At 46.4% G+C, this 23,523-nt stretch carries 10 protein-coding genes, 9 tRNA genes, 6 rRNA genes and 1 other annotated feature (1 of these 26 running past the window's edge); all 25 genes read right to left on the bottom strand.

All coding sequences use genetic code 11. The features are described 5' to 3' along the window. Window positions 1–121: a binding site (T-box leader), on the bottom strand; it reaches 97 nt to the left of the window's first position. A 44-nt stretch (window positions 122–165) separates the two neighbouring features. Then, the gene (gene gltX, locus G6R08_RS11130; RefSeq protein WP_163528004.1) at window positions 166–1,635 is read right to left on the bottom strand and encodes a glutamate--tRNA ligase; all 1,470 of its coding nucleotides are present in this window, start codon (window positions 1,633–1,635) and stop codon (window positions 166–168) included. A 64-nt stretch (window positions 1,636–1,699) separates the two neighbouring features. Then, a complete protein-coding gene (locus G6R08_RS11125; protein WP_163528003.1) occupies window positions 1,700–2,890 on the bottom strand; it encodes a bifunctional 2-C-methyl-D-erythritol 4-phosphate cytidylyltransferase/2-C-methyl-D-erythritol 2,4-cyclodiphosphate synthase in 1,191 nt (396 codons plus the stop codon). An 84-nt stretch (window positions 2,891–2,974) separates the two neighbouring features. Continuing rightward, window positions 2,975–4,081: a PIN/TRAM domain-containing protein gene (locus G6R08_RS11120; protein WP_163528002.1), complete on the bottom strand. Its 1,107-nt coding sequence runs from the start codon at window positions 4,079–4,081 to the stop codon at window positions 2,975–2,977. A 153-nt stretch (window positions 4,082–4,234) separates the two neighbouring features. Further along, the gene (gene disA, locus G6R08_RS11115; RefSeq protein WP_163528001.1) at window positions 4,235–5,308 is read right to left on the bottom strand and encodes a DNA integrity scanning diadenylate cyclase DisA; all 1,074 of its coding nucleotides are present in this window, start codon (window positions 5,306–5,308) and stop codon (window positions 4,235–4,237) included. Further along, a complete protein-coding gene (radA, locus tag G6R08_RS11110; protein WP_079525073.1) occupies window positions 5,309–6,682 on the bottom strand; it encodes a DNA repair protein RadA in 1,374 nt (457 codons plus the stop codon). A 172-nt stretch (window positions 6,683–6,854) separates the two neighbouring features. Further along, window positions 6,855–9,311: an ATP-dependent protease ATP-binding subunit ClpC gene (clpC, locus tag G6R08_RS11105; RefSeq protein WP_163528000.1), complete on the bottom strand. Its 2,457-nt coding sequence runs from the start codon at window positions 9,309–9,311 to the stop codon at window positions 6,855–6,857. Window positions 9,312–9,330: 19 nt separating this feature from the next. Further along, window positions 9,331–10,401, bottom strand: coding sequence for a protein-arginine kinase McsB (locus tag G6R08_RS11100; RefSeq protein WP_079525069.1), 1,071 nt, complete (start codon window positions 10,399–10,401; stop codon window positions 9,331–9,333). Further along, on the bottom strand, window positions 10,401–10,949 hold the full coding sequence (locus G6R08_RS11095) for a protein-arginine kinase activator protein McsA (protein WP_163527999.1): 549 nt from the start codon (window positions 10,947–10,949) through the stop codon (window positions 10,401–10,403). The genes G6R08_RS11100 and G6R08_RS11095 overlap by 1 nt, the downstream gene beginning before the upstream one ends. A gap of 20 nt (window positions 10,950–10,969) precedes the next feature. Further along, the gene (locus G6R08_RS11090) at window positions 10,970–11,434 is read right to left on the bottom strand and encodes a CtsR family transcriptional regulator (RefSeq protein ID WP_163527998.1); all 465 of its coding nucleotides are present in this window, start codon (window positions 11,432–11,434) and stop codon (window positions 10,970–10,972) included. Between the two features lie 163 nt (window positions 11,435–11,597). Then, complete coding sequence (locus tag G6R08_RS11085) at window positions 11,598–12,290, bottom strand: MgtC/SapB family protein (RefSeq protein WP_163527997.1); 693 nt, start codon at window positions 12,288–12,290, stop codon at window positions 11,598–11,600. A 92-nt stretch (window positions 12,291–12,382) separates the two neighbouring features. Beyond that, window positions 12,383–12,496, bottom strand: a 5S ribosomal RNA gene (rrf, locus tag G6R08_RS11080). A 219-nt stretch (window positions 12,497–12,715) separates the two neighbouring features. Continuing rightward, window positions 12,716–15,638: ribosomal RNA gene (locus G6R08_RS11075) — 23S ribosomal RNA — on the bottom strand. 217 nt (window positions 15,639–15,855) lie between these two features. Then, window positions 15,856–17,422: ribosomal RNA gene (locus tag G6R08_RS11070) — 16S ribosomal RNA — on the bottom strand. A 115-nt stretch (window positions 17,423–17,537) separates the two neighbouring features. Then, window positions 17,538–17,613: transfer RNA gene (locus tag G6R08_RS11065), tRNA-Ala, on the bottom strand. A gap of 18 nt (window positions 17,614–17,631) precedes the next feature. Next, window positions 17,632–17,708 (bottom strand) — tRNA-Pro (locus tag G6R08_RS11060). Window positions 17,709–17,717: 9 nt separating this feature from the next. Beyond that, window positions 17,718–17,794 (bottom strand) — tRNA-Arg (locus G6R08_RS11055). A gap of 11 nt (window positions 17,795–17,805) precedes the next feature. Next, window positions 17,806–17,894: transfer RNA gene (locus tag G6R08_RS11050), tRNA-Leu, on the bottom strand. A 42-nt stretch (window positions 17,895–17,936) separates the two neighbouring features. Then, window positions 17,937–18,011, bottom strand: a tRNA-Gly gene (locus G6R08_RS11045). Window positions 18,012–18,017: 6 nt separating this feature from the next. After that, window positions 18,018–18,099, bottom strand: a tRNA-Leu gene (locus G6R08_RS11040). 8 nt (window positions 18,100–18,107) lie between these two features. Continuing rightward, window positions 18,108–18,183: transfer RNA gene (locus tag G6R08_RS11035), tRNA-Lys, on the bottom strand. Window positions 18,184–18,245: 62 nt separating this feature from the next. Continuing rightward, window positions 18,246–18,321, bottom strand: a tRNA-Thr gene (locus tag G6R08_RS11030). A gap of 6 nt (window positions 18,322–18,327) precedes the next feature. Next, a tRNA-Val gene (locus G6R08_RS11025) sits at window positions 18,328–18,403 on the bottom strand. A 17-nt stretch (window positions 18,404–18,420) separates the two neighbouring features. After that, window positions 18,421–18,534 (bottom strand): 5S ribosomal RNA (gene rrf / locus G6R08_RS11020). A gap of 129 nt (window positions 18,535–18,663) precedes the next feature. Continuing rightward, window positions 18,664–21,586, bottom strand: a 23S ribosomal RNA gene (locus tag G6R08_RS11015). A 217-nt stretch (window positions 21,587–21,803) separates the two neighbouring features. Further along, a 16S ribosomal RNA gene (locus G6R08_RS11010) occupies window positions 21,804–23,370 on the bottom strand. The 16S, 23S and 5S rRNA genes sit together here with 9 tRNA genes alongside, the layout of an rRNA operon. Window positions 23,371–23,523 lie beyond the last annotated feature (153 nt).

Below are 23,523 nucleotides of genomic sequence, written 5' to 3'. Positions count from 1 at the left end.
TTTTTCAGCTGCAGACTCCGAGGTGCATTTCAGAAATGTTCCTTACAATCACTTTCAGCCAGTGGTGATTGTCTCTGTGGTAAGGATTTCACTCCATACTTCTCCTCTTCAACGTTTCATATGAGTATCTTCACTATATGCTATAATCAAATGTTTGTGAATTAATTAGTTTTGAAGCTGGTTCAGGACATCATTCAAACGGATAGTAACCGTCTCCGCCCCTAGCAGGTGAATAGCATCTGGCAGTTCAGGGCCATGAGTCTGTCCTGTAGTTGCCACACGAATCGGCATAAACAGCTTCTTCCCTTTATGACCTGTTTCTTTCTGTGTCGCCTTAATCTGTGCTTTAACATTCGCTGGTGAGAAATCATCAAGCTCTGCAAGCTTTTTCTTGAACGTATCAAGAACTTCTGGAACTTGTTCTCCTTTTAACACATCCATCGCTGATTCATCATACTGAATTTCTTGTTTGAAAAAAAGTTCAGTTAGCTCAACGATTTGCGCACCGTAATCCAGCTGTTCATGGTAAAGACTTATCAATTCACGTGCCCAGGACTGATCATCTTCGGTCATATTTTCAGATAAACGACCAGCCTCAACCAAATGTGGCAAGGCCAAATCAACAACACTGTCCAAATCCAACGCCTTCACATATTGATTGTTCATCCATTTTAACTTAGCAGGGTCAAAAATCGCAGGTGAAGTCGATAAACGGTCAGAATCAAATTGTTCAATCAGCTGATCCTTTGTGAAGATTTCTTCTTCTCCAACAGGCGACCAGCCCAACAATGTAATAAAGTTGAATAAAGCTTCTGGTAAATAGCCTAGCTTGTTATATTGTTCAATGAACTGAAGAATGTGTTCATCACGCTTACTTAGCTTCTTACGATTCTCATTTAGGATAAGAGTCATATGGCCAAATGTTGGCGGCTCCCAGCCCAATGCATCGTAGACCATCATCTGCTTAGGTGTATTGGAAATATGTTCTTCCCCCCGAAGCACATGGGTAATCTCCATTAAGTGGTCGTCTACCGCTACAGCAAAATTGTAAGTAGGCGTCCCATTTTTCTTTACAATAACCCAGTCACCAAAGTCACTAGATTCGAAGGAAATATCATCTCGTACGAGGTCATTAAATTTGTACGTCTTCCCTTCTGGAACCCGTATACGAATACTTGGCTGACGGCCTTCCGTTTCAAACTGATTAATTTGTTCTTCTGACAAATTGCTGTGGGCACCAGAATATTTAGGAACTTCACCACGAGCGCGTTGAGCTTCCCGCTCCGCATCTAATTCTTCTTCCGTCATATAACATTTATAAGCAAGACCTTTTTCTAACAGTTCATCGACATACTTTTTATACAGTTCGAGACGTTCCATTTGGCGATAAGGTCCATAATTACCACCGACATCCGATCCTTCATCCCATTCGATTCCTAACCACTTCAGGTAATTTAATTGACTTTGTTCGCCGCCTTCGACATTTCGCTTAGCATCCGTGTCCTCTACACGAATAATAAATTTACCTCCTGCATTTCTTGCAAAAAGGTAATTGAATAAAGCAGTACGAGCATTACCAATATGAAGATTCCCTGTTGGACTTGGTGCGTAGCGCACGCGTACATTGTTCGTCATATTATGTTCTCCTTTCTACATTACAAACCGGGCATGATCCTTTTTTTATTTTATCATTTTTTGCTTATGATTGTTGACTATTTTGAAGAAGCACAACAGCCTGGGCTGCGATCCCTTCTTTTCTCCCTGGAAAGCCCAACTTTTCTGTCGTTGTAGCCTTTACGTTAATACGTGACTGCTCTCCATCTAATAGCCGGGCAATATTTTCGCGGATTTCATCGATATACGGTGCCATCTTGGGTTCCTGTGCGATTACAGTACAATCAAGATTCCCCAACTCATAACCCTGATCTGTTACGAATTTCCACACATGCTTTAGGAGTTCGCCTGAATCCGCGTCCTTAAATTCAGGGTCCGTATCAGGAAAGTGTTTTCCAATATCGCCTTCCCCTATCGCTCCAAGACAAGCATCCGCAATCGTATGCAACAGCACATCTGCATCAGAATGCCCAATCAGGCCTCGTTCATGAGGAATGGTCACTCCCCCAATGATACACTTCCGTCCTTCTGAAAGCTGATGAACGTCAAACCCTTGTCCAATGCGAAACATAGTCTGATCCCCTCCCTTTCCTATCCTAGTATCCTTTAGATAAGCTTCTGCTTTAGCCAAATCTTCCGGGGTTGTTAATTTAATATTGTCATAACTACCTTCCAAAATCTCGACTTGTCTTTCTAACCGCTCCACTAAAGAGGCATCATCTGTTCCGTAGTAATTTTCCCTTTGAGCTCGTTCGTGAGCTTCCGTGATCAACCCATAATCAAAAGCTTGCGGGGTTTGAGCAGCCCACAGTTTACTTCGATCAAGTGTCCATAGATGGGCATGATCCTTTTGCTTAATCGTGTCTGTGACAGGTGTTGCCAACAATGCAGCCCCTTTATCACGTACCACTCCAGCTAGTTTATGTAGATTTTCATGTGTTACAAAAGGGCGTGCCCCATCGTGAATAAAAACAGGGAGATCTGTTTGCCGAACAGATTTAAGTCCTTCATAAACACTGTCCTGCCGTTCAGCTCCTCCGTTTACGAATGTAACAGAAGAGGAAAAACCATACGAATCTATAAGCTCGATCATTTGATCTTGTTCACGATGATTCGTTACGAGTATAATCTCCTTACAGTGATTATCTGATACAAAAACGGTAAGGGTATGTATGATTAAAGGCTTGTCATTAATCATTAGAAACTGTTTATTCTTACCAGCAAGCATGCGCTTTCCTTGTCCAGCAGCTAAAATCACAACATTATAATTTGTCATATTTACCATCCTAGCAGTATTAAACAACAAAAGCGATAACACACAGTTATCACTTTTGTTTTTCTCTATTTGTTTATACCGTTTTTATAAAGCTTTTTCAAGTGATTTTGGTTTAGCAAAGATCATCCTGCCTGCGGAAGTCTGAAGGACACTAGTCACGATCACTTCAATCGTTCTGCCAATATAATCTTTACCTTCTTCCACCACAATCATCGTGCCATCATCTAAATAGCCGATACCCTGTTTTTGTTCCTTCCCATCCTTAATAATTTGGATGGTCATCTCTTCTCCAGGGAGAACGACAGGTTTAACAGCATTTGCTAAATCATTAATATTAAGAACTTGGACATTTTGAAATTCACATACTTTATTAAGGTTAAAATCATTTGTAACTACAATCCCGTCCATCACTTTAGCCAGCTTCACGAGCTTGCTGTCCACTTCATGAATATCTTCAAAGTCGCCTTCATATATCTCCACCTTAACAGGCAGATCTTTTTGAAGTCGATTTAAAATATCCAGTCCGCGGCGTCCGCGATTACGTTTAAGACCATCGGATGAATCTGCTATATGCTGCAATTCTTCCAATACAAACTGAGGAATTACAATCGTCCCCTCCAGAAAATGCGTCTCGCAAATATCAGCTATTCGTCCATCAATAATAACACTTGTATCCAATATTTTCTCTTTCGGGATCATAGAACGATCAACACTTTCCGCTCCTGTCAGCTCTTCTTCAGCCAGCTTCTTATCTTTCCTATTCGCAATGGCAAGTAAGTTTAAAAACTCGTCCTTCCGCTTAAACCCGACTTGAAATCCGAAATATCCGAGAAGGAAGGTCAAGAAAATCGGTAAAATCTGATTCACAATCTGAATCTTAATATCTTGCAAGATGTTATTGACCAAATAAGCAATTATTAAACCGACAATTAACCCAAGGCTGCCAAATAAAAGGTCAGCGACAGGGGCTCTTACCAGGGTGTCCTCTACCCATCTTAAAAAGTTAACGATATGATCGACAACCCAAAACGTTAGTAAAAATAAGATAAGTGCTCCTACGAGTGCACCAACTACTGATTGAATCCACCCTTGCCAGGAAAAGTTCATCGTTGAAAGTAATTCAGGAATATAAAGATAGCCGATCGTTCCGCCGGTTACAACTATAAATAATTGAACAATTCTTCTTAGCATTGCGTTCACCTCCTTGATCACATTATGACCAAACTTCCTTACTATTAATCGGTTAAAAACATAAATGATGATCTTAAACTAGCACAAATTCCAAATATAGTCAATTAATAAACTATATATTTTAACATGAATTTAAATATATTGTCAATTATTTTATATATGACGGTCAACGAATAACTGTTCCTGAATCCTATCCAACCCATCTCTTATTTTTGTGGCACGTATTTCTCCTACCCCATCTACTTCCACCAACTCTTTTACAGATGCTTGTATAATCTCATTCAAAGTCCCGAACCGTTCAACTAAGTGTTCGATAATTAAGTTAGGAAGGCGGGGGATTCGCTGCAATATCCGATATCCTCTAGGACATATAGGATCTGACATTTTCGTGTTAGATGGATACCCTAGCAGCTTTAAAACTTGCTCATCAGAGAGCAGCTCTGTATTTGCTCCCTCCTGCATTTTCCGCAAAATATAATAAGGTTCATAATCAGGACGTTTGCTATAATCCTTTAATAAAGATTTCGCATCCTCTTCAATATTTGAGACAAGTTCTGTTAACTGAAGTTGAATCAAACGCCCCTCTGTTCCTAATTCATTCACATAATTTAAGATTTCCGTTTTAATTCTCAAGACCATTTCAATTCGATGAACCACCTGCACAACCTCAGAGAAAGATACCATATCTTCAAACTCCATGGCCCCTAAGTTTGTTACACTTTGGTCTAAAACGTTCTTATATTTTTCCAGTGTCTGAATCGCTTGATTCGCCTTCGTCAAAATCACACCAATATCCTTTAAAGAATACCTTAACGGGCCCTTATAAAGCGTAATCACATTACGTCTTTGAGAAATAGCAATAACTAGATGCCCTGTTTGCTTCGCCACCCGCTCAGCTGTCCGATGCCGCATTCCAGTTTCGGTTGAGGGAATGTCAGGATTTGGCATCAATTGAGCGTTAGCGAATAAGATATTTGAGCCTTCATCATTTAAAATTAACGCTCCATCCATTTTCGCAAGCTCATATAAATGGGCAGGTGTAAAGTGTGATTGAATATGAAAACCGCCATCCACTAAGTCTCGTATAGTGTCTCCATACCCAACGACGATAAGCCCCCCTGTTTTAGCCCGTAATACATTATCAATTCCATCACGTATCGGGGTGCCAGGAGCAACAAATTTAAGAATCTCACCAATCCCATTATCTTTTCTCTCATGTAATTCCATTTACCGCTCCCCCAATGTGACTTGAATCGCTTCTTGAACGGTGTTTACACCGATGACTTCTATCGGCTGAGGCGGTGTCCAACCATCTAAATTCTTCTTAGGAATAATAACACGCTTAAAACCAAGTTTATTTGCTTCCTGCACTCGTTGTTCAATGCGGGCGACTCTTCTAATTTCACCCGTTAGTCCTACCTCTCCTACCACAACATCATCAGCATTTGAAGACTGATTTCTAAAGCTTGAGGCGATGCTGATGGCCACAGCTAAGTCGATCGCAGGTTCGTCTAATTTAACACCGCCAGCAACTTTCACGTAAGCATCCTGGTTTTGAAGCAGGAGCCCAGCTCTTTTTTCAAGGACGGCCATTAACAGAGGTACTCGGTTATTATCAAGGCCTGTTGCCATTCTTCTTGGATTGCCATAAGACGTTGGAGATATGAGAGCCTGGATCTCCACTAAGACTGGCCTTGTCCCTTCCATAGAGGCTACTACAATCGACCCGGCTGCACCTTGAGACCTTTCCTCTAAAAAGATTTCAGAAGGGTTCAGCACCTCTTCTAAGCCCTTCTCTTTCATCTCAAAAATGCCCATTTCATGTGTGCTTCCGAAGCGGTTCTTAACACTTCGTAAAATACGGAAAGTATGATGTCTTTCTCCCTCAAAATATAAGACGGCATCAACCATATGCTCAAGCAGCCGCGGTCCAGCAATAGAGCCTTCTTTCGTAACATGGCCAACGATAAAGATGGGTATTCCTTTACTTTTAGCTATCCTCATGAGTTGACTCGTACATTCACGAACTTGCGACACACTCCCTGGTGCTGAAGTAACGTCTTCCTTAAAAATGGTTTGAATAGAGTCGATAACCACAAATTTGGGATCAATCGCCTCAATTTGATTTAACACATCCTGTAAATTCGTTTCAGATAAAACATAAAGTTCTTCTGACTTTACGCCCAGGCGTTCTGCACGCAGTTTAGTTTGGCGTGAAGACTCCTCTCCAGATATATATAAAACTGGAGGCTGTTTATTCGCAATTTGCGCTGACACTTGCAGTAATAATGTTGACTTTCCAATACCCGGGTCTCCACCTATCAAAACCAGCGACCCCGGTACAATACCTCCGCCAAGCACACGGTTTAATTCAGGCATATCCGTGGCCATTCGAGGCTCTTTTTCAGACTTGATCGCATTAATTTTCTCCGGTTTAGATGATGAAGTACTGGTTTGAAATACGTGACGGGAATTGGATCCTGTTATCGCAGTTTCTTCAACTAGTGTATTCCACTGATGACAACCCGGACATTTCCCCATCCACTTCGGTGTTTCATATCCGCATTCTTGACAAACGAACTTCGTCTTTCTTTTAGCCAAGGGAATCTTCCCCTCTCTTACTATTTTATACGATAAACATTGTGAAAAAGTTTCATGCAGTTATCAATTATATTAAAACCTTCTTAATAAAAGCATAGCTGATACAGAAAAAAATCGGAAGGCAAACCCCTTCCGATTTATAATTATTCATATTTTATTCATATTTGCGTCCTTATTTCGCTTCTTGCTGAACGTGAACAGTAAATTCTTTATTATCATTCAGGTCAATTTTAACCTTTTGGCCTTTTTGAATATTTTCTTTCAATAACTCTTCTGATAATAAGTCCTCCACGTTTTTCTGAATGGAACGGCGTAACGGCCTTGCGCCATACTCTGGGTCGAACCCTTCTTCAGCAATATGCTCAATAGCTTTTTCCGTAAGAGTAAAATCGATTTCTTGATCTAACAAGCGTTTCCTCAATTGTTCCGCCATTAGGGTAACAATGTCTTTCATGTGTTTTCTCTCAAGAGAATGGAAAACAATCGTTTCATCGATTCTATTTAAGAACTCTGGACGGAATGCTTTTTTCAATTCATCTGTCACCTTGGATTTCATATCTTTGTAGTCTTGGTTGGCTTCATCCATTGAGAACCCAAGGTATTTATTTCTCTTAAGCTCTTGTGCACCGACGTTTGATGTCATAATCAGAACCGTGTTTCGAAAATCTACTACACGTCCTTTAGAGTCAGTCAGACGTCCATCTTCAAGCACCTGAAGAAGGATGTTAAAGACTTCTGGGTGAGCTTTTTCTACTTCATCAAGCAGGATAACAGAGTATGGCTTGTTCCGTACTTTCTCTGTCAACTGTCCTCCTTCTTCAAAACCTACATAGCCTGGAGGGGAACCTACAAGACGAGAGGTGCTGTGTTTTTCCATATACTCTGACATATCAATACGAATCATCGCATCTTCTTCACCAAACATGCTTTCAGCTAAGGCACGGGCAAGCTCTGTTTTCCCTACCCCTGTCGGCCCTAAGAAAATAAAGGAGCCAATTGGACGCTTCGGATCCTTCAATCCGGCACGAGCACGGCGAATCGCTTTAGATATTGCCTTAACAGCTTCTTCCTGCCCAATGATACGGTCATGAAGGGTATCCTCTAAGTGTAGTAATCGTTCACTTTCATCTTTGGTCATTTTCTTAACTGGAACTCCCGTCCATGTCGATACGATCGAAGCGATGTCCTCTACTGTCACTTCAGAGTCCTCTTGACCTTGTTTCTCTTTCCACTCATCTTTCGTTTGATCAAGTTCATCGCGAAGACGCTGTTCACTGTCTCTTAAGGATGCAGCCTTTTCAAACTCCTGGCTTTGTACAGCAGCATCTTTTTCTTTTCGTACCTCTTCAAGTTTTTGCTCAAGCTCTTTCAGATTAGGTGGTGCTGTATAGGAACGAAGACGAACTTTAGATGCTGCTTCATCTATTAAATCAATCGCTTTATCCGGCAGGAAACGATCGGTAATATAACGGTCAGAAAAGCGGACCGCTGATTCAATAGAATCATCTGTAATCGTTACACGGTGGTGAGCTTCATAGCGGTCACGAAGCCCTTTCAATATTTGTACAGATTCATCGAGTGTAGGTTCATCTACTTGAATCGGCTGGAACCGGCGTTCAAGAGCTGCATCTTTTTCAATATACTTTTTATATTCATCAAGTGTTGTAGCACCGATACACTGCAATTCACCACGGGCAAGGGAAGGTTTCAGAATGTTTGAAGCATCGATAGCACCTTCTGCTCCTCCTGCTCCAATTAGAGTGTGCAGTTCATCAATGAACAGGATGATATTTCCCGCTTGGCGAATCTCTTCCATTACTTTTTTCAAGCGATCTTCAAATTCACCGCGGTATTTAGTCCCTGCCACTACTGTACCCATATCGAGAGTCATAACCCGTTTATCACGCAGGATTTCAGGAATTTCATTGTTCATGATTTGCTGAGCCAGCCCTTCAGCAATGGCTGTTTTACCTACACCAGGCTCACCCACAAGTACCGGATTATTTTTTGTACGACGGCTTAGTACTTGAATTACACGCTCTATTTCTTTGCTTCTTCCAATTACCGGGTCAATATTTCCCTCTTTAGCTATCGCTGTTAAGTCACGGGCAAGAGAATCAAGTGTCGGGGTATTTGCATTGGCTGACTGGGATCCCCCACCGCCTCCACGGCGATTTTGCCCGCCTGTTGACTCATTATTTCCTAGCAGCTGAAGGACTTGCTGACGCGCCTTATTAAGACTTACACCTAAGTTGTTTAATACACGAGCCGCTACACCTTCACCTTCGCGAATTAGACCAAGAAGGATGTGCTCTGTACCCACATAAGAATGGCCTAATTTACGTGCTTCGTCCATTGATAACTCAATAACTTTTTTAGCTCTTGGAGTATAGTGAATCGTTTGGGATACTTTCTCACCCTTACCGATTAACTTTTCTACCTCTTGCTGAATCTTGCTTGCTTCAAGTCCTAATGCTGTTAAAGACTTAGCAGCAATCCCTTCACCTTCACTTACTAATCCTAATAAAATGTGCTCTGTTCCAATATTGTTGTGACCTAATCGAACGGCCTCCTCTTGTGCTAAGGCAAGTACTTTTTGCGCGCGTTCTGTAAAACGTCCAAACATCATGGATACAACCTCCTTGCATTTATTCTTTATTTTCTAACTGAAGTCTTTCTCGAATTAATGATGCTCTTCTAACATCCCGCTCGGATGGGGATAAGGTTTCTTTTGCGTATTGCTGCAGGAATCCGGGCTGCGTCAAAACCATTAATTCATTTAAAATGGTTTTTGGTACATGATCAATGAAACCAAGGTCAATACCAAGTCTTAGATCTGATAAACATTTTGCAGCCTCTTTAGACTCTATGATTCGACTGTGTTTTAAAACACCATATGAACGAAAAATTCGGTCCTCAAGCTGAATACCTGAGCGATGCATTAATGCTTGCCTTGCTCTTCGTTCCTGGTCAATCAGCTGTTTTACTACACTATGAAGGTCTTCTACAATATCTTCCTCGGATTTCCCCAAGGTTATCTGATTGGATATTTGAAAAATACTGCCTACTGCCTCACTGCCCTCCCCGTAGATACCCCGAACGACTAAACCTAGCTGATTAATGGCAGGGGTCATGCGGTTAATCTGCTGGGTCATGGCAAGAGCAGGCAAATGCATCATCACCGATGCTCTCATTCCAGTACCTACATTTGTCGGACATGCAGTTAAATATCCTCGCTTCTCATCAAAAGCGTAATCGACCTTCTCCTCAAGCCAATCATCAAGCTGTGAGGCCTGCTCAAGAGCCCTGTCAAGCTGAAAACCCGGGAAGTATAACTGGATGCGTATATGATCTTCTTCGTTGATCATGATTGACACTTGTTCATTTTTAGATATCAGTGAGGCTGAGTGCTCAGAATTATCCGTTAAGTGCGGGCTGATCAAATGTTTTTCTACCAGCACCCTTTTCTCGATCGGTTGTAACTCATTCATTTTAACAACTTCAAAGTTCTTGTAATCTCGAAAGGATTGATCCTGGAACTCATCATGGAAAAAAGATAGTACTTTTTCCAAATGTTCCTCTGAAGAAATCGTCGGAAAAGGAACATCAGAAAAGTTACGTGCCAAACGTATACGGCTGCTTAACACGATATCACTATCGGGGCCGTCTTCCTTCATCCACGGACTAATTGCCTCATTCATAAATTGCTGTAATGACATCAGTCCTCCTCCTCCCCTCTTTGATCGAGTTGGCTATCTAAGGAGCGAATCTCATCCCTTACTTTAGCAGCTTCCTCAAACTCTTCTTGTTGTATTAAGCGTTGTAGTTCAGATTTATATTGATCCATCTGACGTTTAAGGTGCAAGTTGCCTCCTTCACGTCTAGGGATTTTACCATCATGACGCGTATTACCGCTATGAACCCTTCTCAAAATAGGATTTAACCTATCATCAAATGTTCTATAACATTCCGCACAACCAAACTTCCCTGCTTTTGCGAATTCTTGAAATGTTAGACCGCATGTAGGACATTTAAGTTGTTCCTTAGGAGAAGGGGTACTAGTCTGCTGACCCTTCAACGAGTGTTTCGTTTCGAAATTAAAAAGTCCAGTCAATAAGTCGTTCAATATAAAGTTTTCTTCATGGTCATGCATATATCCTTTTTCCTTCGCGCATTGTTCACAAACATGGATTTCAGTCTTTTCACCATTTAATAATTGTGTCAAATGAACAGTGGCAGGACGGTTATGGCATCGTTGACATTCCATAACATTCTCTCCCTCCTATTTCAGCTTTTGTACTTAAGGGTAAACAGCATAGCCGCTAAAATTCTTGAACGGATCTCATCCCTTAAAGGAAGGGGAAAAGCGAGAACTTCACGGTCCATTACACTCACCATCATACGAGCTTCACGACCAGTGATGCTGTCATTTTCAAGTAATCTTTCAATAATATCAACTGCTATAGACTGCGAAACTTTAGGATGGATTAGATGCATAAGCTCTTCGATCATCTGTGCTTCTGATCGATGTTGAACACGCCTGATGCGAATATAGCCTCCGCCTCCGCGCTTACTTTCAACTATATACCCTTTTTCCACAGTGAACCGTGTTTTAATCACATAATTTATTTGGGAAGGCACACATTGAAATCGGTCAGCAATTTCACTTCGCTTGATTTCAATAGCTTTCCTCTCATTATTGTCTATAACATTCTTTAAATACTCTTCTATGATGTCGGATATATTCCGCATTTTCCCTCCTCCTCATTTGACTTTGACTATCTTTGACTATAATTTTATTATACTTAAATTTTACATATACGCAAATAAAATGTTTTTGTTATATCTGTAATCATTCCCTAATTAAAGGGAGCTTAAAACCAAAAAAACTATACGATTTTGTCGTATAGTTTCCTCATCTTTTCTGTTTGACCTGTATTACATTTTCTACGTTTGAAAGTCGTTCAATTAGTGTAGCATCATTAAATTCCTGACCTTTATTAATGTGTATGAGAATACTTTTAGTACGATTATTCAGATTTTCAACCTCTACTCTTTGCAGTTCAATACCTTCATCATCAAAGATACCAAGTAATTTACCAGTTTCTATCCGTTCATCCGTAATGAGTAGATAAGAATTTTTAAAATAACTGCTAAAGTACTTTTTCTCCAAATTATTTAAGAAGATTAAACTTAGTAAAACTAAAATAGTAGCAAGCACTGCTACATCGTACATCCCGGCACCAACGACCAAACCCAGCCCTGCAACTGTCCAAATAGAAGCAGCTGTCGTTAATCCCCTTATCGTCATTCCATTTACAATAATTGTGCCTGCGCCTAGAAATCCAATTCCGCTAATAACATATGAGGGAATACGTGAAGGATCAAAACGCACATTGTCATAGTTGTTAATAAAGTGTTCAAAACCATACAAGGATAAAAGCATCATGAGACACGAACCAATTCCAACTAATATATGTGTACGAAATCCCGCAGAGTGATTTTTCAATTCTCTTTCAAAACCAATAATACCTGATAATAGGAGTGCGATTAACAAGCGTATAAAAAATGTTTCTATATGTTCATTAAATATGACGAACTCATCCATTCGGATTCCACCTTCCTTGCTCAGGAATAAAGGGTCTTTATTATTATATAGTAAAAAAACCGGAAGCATATGCTTCCGGTTTTAAAATAATAATGTGGCCGCGTCCTACTCTCACGGGGATCGACCCGACTACCATCGGCGCTGAAGAGCTTAACTGCTGTGTTCGGCATGGGAACAGGTGTGACCTCTTCGCTGTCGCCACCACATCACTTTTATGAAGAAGGGTAAACCTTCAAAACTGGATAAGACATTCAAGTTATCAAACATTTAATGTGTACGTTTTCCTTATAGTTAAGTCATCGATTGATTAGTATCCGTCAGCTCCACGTGTCACCACGCTTCCACCTCGGACCTATCGACCTCATCGTCTCTGAGGAATCTTACTTACTTGGCGTAAGGGGAAATCTCATCTCAAGGGGGGCTNTATAGTTAAGTCATCGATTGATTAGTATCCGTCAGCTCCACGTGTCACCACGCTTCCACCTCGGACCTATCGACCTCATCGTCTCTGAGGAATCTTACTTACTTGGCGTAAGGGGAAATCTCATCTCAAGGGGGGCTTCATGCTTAGATGCTTTCAGCACTTATCCCGTCCACACGTAGCTACCCAGCGATGCTCCTGGCGGAACAACTGGTACACCAGCGGTGTGTCCATCCCGGTCCTCTCGTACTAAGGACAGCTCCTTTCAGATTTCCAACGCCCACGACGGATAGGGACCGAACTGTCTCACGACGTTCTGAACCCAGCTCGCGTACCGCTTTAATGGGCGAACAGCCCAACCCTTGGGACCGACTACAGCCCCAGGATGCGATGAGCCGACATCGAGGTGCCAAACCTCCCCGTCGATGTGGACTCTTGGGGGAGATAAGCCTGTTATCCCCGGGGTAGCTTTTATCCGTTGAGCGACGGCCCTTCCATACGGTACCGCCGGATCACTAAGCCCGACTTTCGTCCCTGCTCGACTTGTAAGTCTCGCAGTCAAGCTCCCTTGTGCCTTTACACTCTGCGAATGATTTCCAACCATTCTGAGGGAACCTTTGGGCGCCTCCGTTACTCTTTAGGAGGCGACCGCCCCAGTCAAACTGCCCACCTGACACTGTCTCCGAACCGGATCACGGTCCTGGGTTAGAATGTCCGTACAGCCAGGGTGGTATCCCACCAGCGCCTCCACCGAAGCTAGCGCTCCGGTTTCTCAGGCTCCCACCTATCCTGTACAAGCTGTACCAACATTCAATATCAGGCTACAGTAAAGCTCCACGGGGTCTTTCCGTCCTGTCGCGGGTAATGCGCATCTTCACGCATAGTATAATTTCACCGGGTCTCTCGTTGAGACAGTGCCCAAGTCGTTGCACCTTTCGTGCGGGTCGGAACTTACCCGACAAGGAATTTCGCTACCTTAGGACCGTTATAGTTACGGCCGCCGTTTACTGGGGCTTCGGTTCAACGCTTCGCGCTTACGCGCTAACGCATCCCCTTAACCTTCCAGCACCGGGCAGGTGTCAGCCCCTATACTTCGCCTTACGGCTTCGCAGAGACCTGTGTTTTTGGTAAACAGTCGCTTGGGCCTTTTCACTGCGGCTCCTCGGCAGAGGAGCACCCCTTCTCCCGAAGTTACGGGGTCATTTTGCCGAGTTCCTTAACGAGAGTTCTCCCGCTCACCTTAGGATCCTCTCCTCGCCTACCTGTGTTGGTTTGCGGTACGGGCGCCTCTTTCCTCACTAGAGGATTTTCTTGGCAGTGTGAACTCAGGAGCTTCGGTACTTTAGTTCCCTCCCCATCACAGCTTGACGTTGCCGAGTGGATTTGCCTGCCTCGACCGTCTCACTGCTTGGACGCACACATCCAATGGTGCGCTCTCCTTATCCTCCTGCGTCCCCCCGTCGTTCAAACGGAAAGGAGGCGGTACAGGAATATCAACCTGTTGTCCATCGCCTACGCCTTTCGGCCTCGGCTTAGGTCCCGACTAACCCTGAGAGGACGAGCCTTCCTCAGGAAACCTTGGGCTTTCGGTGAAAGAGATTCTCACTCTTTGTTCGCTACTCATACCGGCATTCTCACTTCTAAGCGCTCCACCAGTCCTTACGGTCTGACTTCGCCGCCCTTAGAACGCTCTCCTACCACTGATCCGTTCGGATCAATCCGCAGCTTCGGTGGTGTGTTTAGCCCCGGTATATTTTCGGCGCAGAGTCACTCGACCAGTGAGCTATTACGCACTCTTTCAATGATGGCTGCTTCTAAGCCAACATCCTGGTTGTCTAAGCAACTCCACATCCTTTTCCACTTAACACACACTTAGGGACCTTAGCTGGCGGTCTGGGCTGTTTCCCTCTCGACCATGAACCTTATCACCCATGGTCTGACTCCCAGAACAAAGTCGTTGGCATTCGGAGTTTGACTGAATTCGGTAACCCGGTAGGGGCCCCTCGTCCAATCAGTGCTCTACCTCCAAGACTTTCTATTCTGAGGCTAGCCCTAAAGCTATTTCGGAGAGAACCAGCTATCTCCGTGTTCGATTGGCATTTCACCCCTACCCACACCTCATCCCCGCAATTTTCAACTTGCGTGGGTTCGGGCCTCCAGTCAGTGTTACCTGACCTTCACCCTGGACATGGGTAGATCACACGGTTTCGGGTCTACGACCGCATACTCATTCGCCCTATTCAGACTCGCTTTCGCTGCGGCTCCGCTTCTGACGCTTAACCTTGCATACAGTCGTAACTCGCCGGTTCATTCTACAAAAGGCACGCCGTCACCCATCAATGGGCTCCGACTACTTGTAGGCACACGGTTTCAGGTTCTCTTTCACTCCCCTTCCGGGGTGCTTTTCACCTTTCCCTCACGGTACTGGTTCACTATCGGTCACTAGGGAGTATTTAGCCTTGGGAGATGGTCCTCCCGGATTCCGACGGAATTCCTCGTGTTCCGCCGTACTCAGGATCCACTCCGGAGAAAAGAAGATGTCGATTACAGGGCTCTTACCTGCTCTGGCTGATCGTTCCAGATCGATTCATCTATCTTCTTTTTTGGTAACTCCAAAGGAGTGTCCTACAACCCCAGAAAGCAAGCTTTCTGGTTTGGGCTGATTCCGTTTCGCTCGCCGCTACTTGGGAAATCGCGTTTGCTTTCTCTTCCTCCGGGTACTGAGATGTTTCAGTTCCCCGGGTCTGCCTTCGTCTACCTATGTATTCAGTAAACGATCCTGCTCCATTACGAGCAGGGGGTTTCCCCATTCGGAAATCTTCGGTGCACAGCCTACTTACGGCTTCCCAAAGCATATCGGTGTTAGTCCCGTCCTTCATCGGCTCCTAGTACCAAGGCATCCACCGTGCGCCCTTATTCACTTAACTATCTGTGAAAAGACGTTTAAAAAATTGATGTTTGATGTCTTGTCATCCCGTGCGGATCTAACGATCCAACACGTTCTGAAATATCTTATCCAGTTTTCAAGGTTCACAATGAGAAGATCTTTTGATCTCTCAAAACTGAACAACCAACCAGGTACGTCCTCCGTATGCGGCAGCTTCCGTCACCCGTAAGGGTGCTTCCGCCTTGCATATTCCTTAGAAAGGAGGTGATCCAGCCGCACCTTCCGATACGGCTACCTTGTTACGACTTCACCCCAATCATTGGCCCCACCTTCGGCGGCTGGCTCCATAAAGGTTACCTCACCGACTTCGGGTGTTGCCAACTCTCGTGGTGTGACGGGCGGTGTGTACAAGGCCCGGGAACGTATTCACCGCGGCATGCTGATCCGCGATTACTAGCGATTCCGGCTTCATGCAGGCGAGTTGCAGCCTGCAATCCGAACTGAGAATGGTTTTATGGGATTTGCTACACCTTGCGGCTTCGCTGCCCTTTGTACCATCCATTGTAGCACGTGTGTAGCCCAGGTCATAAGGGGCATGATGATTTGACGTCATCCCCGCCTTCCTCCGGTTTGTCACCGGCAGTCACCTTAGAGTGCCCAACTCAATGCTGGCAACTAAGATTAGGGGTTGCGCTCGTTGCGGGACTTAACCCAACATCTCACGACACGAGCTGACGACAACCATGCACCACCTGTCACTTGGTCCCCGAAGGGAAGACCCTATCTCTAGGGTGGTCCAAGGATGTCAAGACCTGGTAAGGTTCTTCGCGTTGCTTCGAATTAAACCACATGCTCCACCGCTTGTGCGGGCCCCCGTCAATTCCTTTGAGTTTCAGCCTTGCGGCCGTACTCCCCAGGCGGAGTGCTTAATGCGTTAACTTCAGCACTAAGGGGTGGAAGCCCCCTAACACCTAGCACTCATCGTTTACGGCGTGGACTACCAGGGTATCTAATCCTGTTTGCTACCCACGCTTTCGCACCTCAGCGTCAGAAACAGACCAGAGAGTCGCCTTCGCCACTGGTGTTCCTCCACATATCTACGCATTTCACCGCTACACGTGGAATTCCACTCTCCTCTTCTGTCCTCAAGTTCCCCAGTTTCCAATGACCCTCCACGGTTGAGCCGTGGGCTTTCACATCAGACTTAAGAAACCGCCTGCGCGCGCTTTACGCCCAATAATTCCGGACAACGCTTGCCCCCTACGTATTACCGCGGCTGCTGGCACGTAGTTAGCCGGGGCTTCCTCGTTAGGTACCGTCAAGGTACCGCTCTGTTCGCACGGTACTTGTTCTTCCCTAACAACAGAACTTTACGATCCGAAGACCTTCATCGTTCACGCGGCGTTGCTCCGTCAGACTTTCGTCCATTGCGGAAGACTCCCTACTGCTGCCTCCCGTAGGAGTCTGGGCCGTGTCTCAGTCCCAGTGTGGCCGATCACCCTCTCAGGTCGGCTACGCATCGTCGCCTTGGTGAGCTATTACCTCACCAACTAGCTAATGCGCCGCGGGCCCATCTGTAAGTGATAGCCAAAGGCCATCTTTTACCTCTCTCTCATGCGAAAAAAAGGATTACCCGGCATTAGCCCCGGTTTCCCGGAGTTATTCCGATCTTACAGGCAGGTTGCCCACGTGTTACTCACCCGTCCGCCGCTCATTCCACAGGCATCACCCCCGAAGGGGATCTGCCTGCTTCCTGCGCTCGACTTGCATGTATTAGGCACGCCGCCAGCGTTCGTCCTGAGCCAGGATCAAACTCTCCATAAAAGTTGAGAATGACTTGCTCATTTGCACACCGAATGTGCTTGTTTGAATTCCTTCTATATAATAGAAAGAATATGTTGACGTACTGGTTGGTTCGTTCAGTTTTCAAAGATCAAAATGGTGGAGCCTAGCGGGATCGAACCGCTGACCTCCTGCGTGCAAAGCAGGCGCTCTCCCAGCTGAGCTAAGGCCCCATTAAATTGGTTAGAGAATGGTCGGGAAGACAGGATTCGAACCTGCGACCCCTTGGTCCCAAACCAAGTGCTCTACCAAGCTGAGCTACTTCCCGTATAAAGAATGGCGCGCCCGAGAGGAGTCGAACCCCTAACCTTCTGATCCGTAGTCAGACGCTCTATCCAATTGAGCTACGGGCGCATATATTATTATGGTGCCGAGGGCCGGACTCGAACCGGCACGGTAGTAACCTACCGCAGGATTTTAAGTCCTGTGCGTCTGCCAATTCCGCCACCCCGGCTTGACAAGCTTTCTAGGTCTCTAAATTCTTATTTAAGTATAATGGAGCGGAAGACGGGATTCGAACCCGCGACCCCCACCTTGGCAAGGTGGTGTTCTACCACTGAACTACTTCCGCGTGTAATGCGGGTGGAGGGACTTGAACCCCCACGCCGTGAAGCACTAGATCCTAAATCTAGCGTGTCTGCCAATTCCACCACACCCGCTAAAAATTTGGTGAGCCATGGAGGGCTCGAACCTCCGACCCTCTGATTAAAAGTCAGATGCTCTACCAGCTGAGCTAATGGCTCTTCATCAAAAATGTTTCTCGCAAATTTATATGTGATTATTCGTCGTGTTTCCACACAATCAATGGTGCCGGCCAGAGGACTTGAACCCCCAACCTACTGATTACAAATCAGTTGCTCTGCCAGTTGAGCTAGGCCGGCGATAAATGGTGGAGGATGCAGGGCTCGAACCTGCGACCCCTTGCTTGTAAGGCAAGTGCTCTCCCAGCTGAGCTAATCCTCCGGGTTTTATGTAACAAGGCTTGGCAGTGTCCTACTCTCACGGGGATCAACCCGACTACCATCGGCGCTGAAGAGCTTAACTGCTGTGTTCGGCATGGGAACAGGTGTGACCTCTTCGCCGTCACCACCAAACCTTATTATTTTTCAAGGACAAGATATATTATATGACCCTTGAAAGAAAATTTCAAGGTTTTTTTTGTAAACCTTCAAAACTGGATAAGACATTCAAGTTATCAAACATTTAATGTGTACGTTTTCCTTATAGTTAAGTCATCGATTGATTAGTATCCGTCAGCTCCACGTGTCACCACGCTTCCACCTCGGACCTATCGACCTCATCGTCTCTGAGGAATCTTACTTACTTGGCGTAAGGGGAAATCTCATCTCAAGGGGGGCTTCATGCTTAGATGCTTTCAGCACTTATCCCGTCCACACGTAGCTACCCAGCGATGCTCCTGGCGGAACAACTGGTACACCAGCGGTGTGTCCATCCCGGTCCTCTCGTACTAAGGACAGCTCCTTTCAGATTTCCAACGCCCACGACGGATAGGGACCGAACTGTCTCACGACGTTCTGAACCCAGCTCGCGTACCGCTTTAATGGGCGAACAGCCCAACCCTTGGGACCGACTACAGCCCCAGGATGCGATGAGCCGACATCGAGGTGCCAAACCTCCCCGTCGATGTGGACTCTTGGGGGAGATAAGCCTGTTATCCCCGGGGTAGCTTTTATCCGTTGAGCGACGGCCCTCCCATCCGGTACCGCCGGATCACTAAGCCCGACTTTCGTCCCTGCTCGACTTGTAAGTCTCGCAGTCAAGCTCCCTTGTGCCTTTACACTCTGCGAATGATTTCCAACCATTCTGAGGGAACCTTTGGGCGCCTCCGTTACTCTTTAGGAGGCGACCGCCCCAGTCAAACTGCCCACCTGACACTGTCTCCGAACCGGATCACGGTCCTGGGTTAGAATGTCCGTACAGCCAGGGTGGTATCCCACCAGCGCCTCCACCGAAGCTAGCGCTCCGGTTTCTCAGGCTCCCACCTATCCTGTACAAGCTGTACCAACATTCAATATCAGGCTACAGTAAAGCTCCACGGGGTCTTTCCGTCCTGTCGCGGGTAATGCGCATCTTCACGCATAGTATAATTTCACCGGGTCTCTCGTTGAGACAGTGCCCAAGTCGTTGCACCTTTCGTGCGGGTCGGAACTTACCCGACAAGGAATTTCGCTACCTTAGGACCGTTATAGTTACGGCCGCCGTTTACTGGGGCTTCGGTTCAACGCTTCGCGCTTACGCGCTAACGCATCCCCTTAACCTTCCAGCACCGGGCAGGTGTCAGCCCCTATACTTCGCCTTACGGCTTCGCAGAGACCTGTGTTTTTGGTAAACAGTCGCTTGGGCCTTTTCACTGCGGCTCCTCGGCAGAGGAGCACCCCTTCTCCCGAAGTTACGGGGTCATTTTGCCGAGTTCCTTAACGAGAGTTCTCCCGCTCACCTTAGGATCCTCTCCTCGCCTACCTGTGTTGGTTTGCGGTACGGGCGCCTCTTTCCTCACTAGAGGATTTTCTTGGCAGTGTGAACTCAGGAGCTTCGGTACTTTAGTTCCCTCCCCATCACAGCTTGACGTTGCCGAGTGGATTTGCCTGCCTCGACCGTCTCACTGCTTGGACGCACACATCCAATGGTGCGCTCTCCTTATCCTCCTGCGTCCCCCCGTCGTTCAAACGGAAAGGAGGCGGTACAGGAATATCAACCTGTTGTCCATCGCCTACGCCTTTCGGCCTCGGCTTAGGTCCCGACTAACCCTGAGAGGACGAGCCTTCCTCAGGAAACCTTGGGCTTTCGGTGAAAGAGATTCTCACTCTTTGTTCGCTACTCATACCGGCATTCTCACTTCTAAGCGCTCCACCAGTCCTTACGGTCTGACTTCGCCGCCCTTAGAACGCTCTCCTACCACTGATCCGTTCGGATCAATCCGCAGCTTCGGTGGTGTGTTTAGCCCCGGTATATTTTCGGCGCAGAGTCACTCGACCAGTGAGCTATTACGCACTCTTTCAATGATGGCTGCTTCTAAGCCAACATCCTGGTTGTCTAAGCAACTCCACATCCTTTTCCACTTAACACACACTTAGGGACCTTAGCTGGCGGTCTGGGCTGTTTCCCTCTCGACCATGAACCTTATCACCCATGGTCTGACTCCCAGAACAAAGTCGTTGGCATTCGGAGTTTGACTGAATTCGGTAACCCGGTAGGGGCCCCTCGTCCAATCAGTGCTCTACCTCCAAGACTTTCTATTCTGAGGCTAGCCCTAAAGCTATTTCGGAGAGAACCAGCTATCTCCGTGTTCGATTGGCATTTCACCCCTACCCACACCTCATCCCCGCAATTTTCAACTTGCGTGGGTTCGGGCCTCCAGTCAGTGTTACCTGACCTTCACCCTGGACATGGGTAGATCACACGGTTTCGGGTCTACGACCGCATACTCATTCGCCCTATTCAGACTCGCTTTCGCTGCGGCTCCGCTTCTGACGCTTAACCTTGCATACAGTCGTAACTCGCCGGTTCATTCTACAAAAGGCACGCCGTCACCCATCAATGGGCTCCGACTACTTGTAGGCACACGGTTTCAGGTTCTCTTTCACTCCCCTTCCGGGGTGCTTTTCACCTTTCCCTCACGGTACTGGTTCACTATCGGTCACTAGGGAGTATTTAGCCTTGGGAGATGGTCCTCCCGGATTCCGACGGAATTCCTCGTGTTCCGCCGTACTCAGGATCCACTCCGGAGAAAAGAAGATGTCGATTACAGGGCTCTTACCTGCTCTGGCTGATCGTTCCAGATCGATTCATCTATCTTCTTTTTTGGTAACTCCAAAGGAGTGTCCTACAACCCCAGAAAGCAAGCTTTCTGGTTTGGGCTGATTCCGTTTCGCTCGCCGCTACTTGGGAAATCGCGTTTGCTTTCTCTTCCTCCGGGTACTGAGATGTTTCAGTTCCCCGGGTCTGCCTTCGTCTACCTATGTATTCAGTAAACGATCCTGCTCCATTACGAGCAGGGGGTTTCCCCATTCGGAAATCTTCGGTGCACAGCCTACTTACGGCTTCCCAAAGCATATCGGTGTTAGTCCCGTCCTTCATCGGCTCCTAGTACCAAGGCATCCACCGTGCGCCCTTATTCACTTAACTATCTGTGAAAAGACGTTTAAAAAATTGATGTTTGATGTCTTGTCATCCCGTGCGGATCTAACGATCCAACACGTTCTGAAATATCTTATCCAGTTTTCAAGGTTCACAATGAGAAGATCTTTTGATCTCTCAAAACTGAACAACCAACCAGGTACGTCCTCCGTATGCGGCAGCTTCCGTCACCCGTAAGGGTGCTTCCGCCTTGCATATTCCTTAGAAAGGAGGTGATCCAGCCGCACCTTCCGATACGGCTACCTTGTTACGACTTCACCCCAATCATTGGCCCCACCTTCGGCGGCTGGCTCCATAAAGGTTACCTCACCGACTTCGGGTGTTGCCAACTCTCGTGGTGTGACGGGCGGTGTGTACAAGGCCCGGGAACGTATTCACCGCGGCATGCTGATCCGCGATTACTAGCGATTCCGGCTTCATGCAGGCGAGTTGCAGCCTGCAATCCGAACTGAGAATGGTTTTATGGGATTTGCTACACCTTGCGGCTTCGCTGCCCTTTGTACCATCCATTGTAGCACGTGTGTAGCCCAGGTCATAAGGGGCATGATGATTTGACGTCATCCCCGCCTTCCTCCGGTTTGTCACCGGCAGTCACCTTAGAGTGCCCAACTCAATGCTGGCAACTAAGATTAGGGGTTGCGCTCGTTGCGGGACTTAACCCAACATCTCACGACACGAGCTGACGACAACCATGCACCACCTGTCACTTGGTCCCCGAAGGGAAGACCCTATCTCTAGGGTGGTCCAAGGATGTCAAGACCTGGTAAGGTTCTTCGCGTTGCTTCGAATTAAACCACATGCTCCACCGCTTGTGCGGGCCCCCGTCAATTCCTTTGAGTTTCAGCCTTGCGGCCGTACTCCCCAGGCGGAGTGCTTAATGCGTTAACTTCAGCACTAAGGGGTGGAAGCCCCCTAACACCTAGCACTCATCGTTTACGGCGTGGACTACCAGGGTATCTAATCCTGTTTGCTACCCACGCTTTCGCACCTCAGCGTCAGAAACAGACCAGAGAGTCGCCTTCGCCACTGGTGTTCCTCCACATATCTACGCATTTCACCGCTACACGTGGAATTCCACTCTCCTCTTCTGTCCTCAAGTTCCCCAGTTTCCAATGACCCTCCACGGTTGAGCCGTGGGCTTTCACATCAGACTTAAGAAACCGCCTGCGCGCGCTTTACGCCCAATAATTCCGGACAACGCTTGCCCCCTACGTATTACCGCGGCTGCTGGCACGTAGTTAGCCGGGGCTTCCTCGTTAGGTACCGTCAAGGTACCGCTCTATTCGCACGGTACTTGTTCTTCCCTAACAACAGAACTTTACGATCCGAAGACCTTCATCGTTCACGCGGCGTTGCTCCGTCAGACTTTCGTCCATTGCGGAAGATTCCCTACTGCTGCCTCCCGTAGGAGTCTGGGCCGTGTCTCAGTCCCAGTGTGGCCGATCACCCTCTCAGGTCGGCTACGCATCGTCGCCTTGGTGAGCTATTACCTCACCAACTAGCTAATGCGCCGCGGGCCCATCTGTAAGTGATAGCCAAAGGCCATCTTTTACCTCTCTCTCATGCGAAAAAAAGGATTACCCGGCATTAGCCCCGGTTTCCCGGAGTTATTCCGATCTTACAGGCAGGTTGCCCACGTGTTACTCACCCGTCCGCCGCTCATTCCACAGGCATTACCCCCGAAGGGGATCTGCCTGCTTCCTGCGCTCGACTTGCATGTATTAGGCACGCCGCCAGCGTTCGTCCTGAGCCAGGATCAAACTCTCCATAAAAGTAAGTTTGACTTGCTCATTTGCACACCGAATGTGCTTGTTTGAATTCCTTCTATATAATAGAAAGAATATGTTGACGTACTGGTTGGTTCGTTCAGTTTTCAAAGATCAAAATGGTGAGTGCCGCTTCAAAACAGCGACCTAACTAATATA

It is taken from the genome of Halobacillus ihumii (assembly GCF_902726645.1).
Classification (GTDB): domain Bacteria; phylum Bacillota; class Bacilli; order Bacillales; family Halobacillaceae; genus Halobacillus_A; species Halobacillus_A ihumii.
The sequence above is the reverse complement of the archived record's forward strand: the minus strand, read 5'-3'. Positions and strand labels throughout refer to the sequence as shown.

Bases quoted from the DNA above. Each gene is read 5' to 3' on its own strand.
- G6R08_RS11100 (WP_079525069.1), bottom strand. From the start codon at position 10,401: ATGTCATTACAGCAATTTATGAATGAGGCAATTAGTCCGTGGATGAAG.
- G6R08_RS11085 (WP_163527997.1), bottom strand. From the start codon at position 12,290: ATGGATGAGTTCGTCATATTTAATGAACATATAGAAACATTTTTTATA.
- clpC (WP_163528000.1), bottom strand. From the start codon at position 9,311: ATGATGTTTGGACGTTTTACAGAACGCGCGCAAAAAGTACTTGCCTTA.
- G6R08_RS11090 (WP_163527998.1), bottom strand. From the start codon at position 11,434: ATGCGGAATATATCCGACATCATAGAAGAGTATTTAAAGAATGTTATA.
- disA (WP_163528001.1), bottom strand. From the start codon at position 5,308: ATGGAATTACATGAGAGAAAAGATAATGGGATTGGTGAGATTCTTAAA.
- G6R08_RS11095 (WP_163527999.1), bottom strand. From the start codon at position 10,949: ATGGAATGTCAACGATGCCATAACCGTCCTGCCACTGTTCATTTGACA.
- gltX (WP_163528004.1), bottom strand. From the start codon at position 1,635: ATGACGAACAATGTACGCGTGCGCTACGCACCAAGTCCAACAGGGAAT.
- G6R08_RS11125 (WP_163528003.1), bottom strand. From the start codon at position 2,890: ATGACAAATTATAATGTTGTGATTTTAGCTGCTGGACAAGGAAAGCGC.
- G6R08_RS11120 (WP_163528002.1), bottom strand. From the start codon at position 4,081: ATGCTAAGAAGAATTGTTCAATTATTTATAGTTGTAACCGGCGGAACG.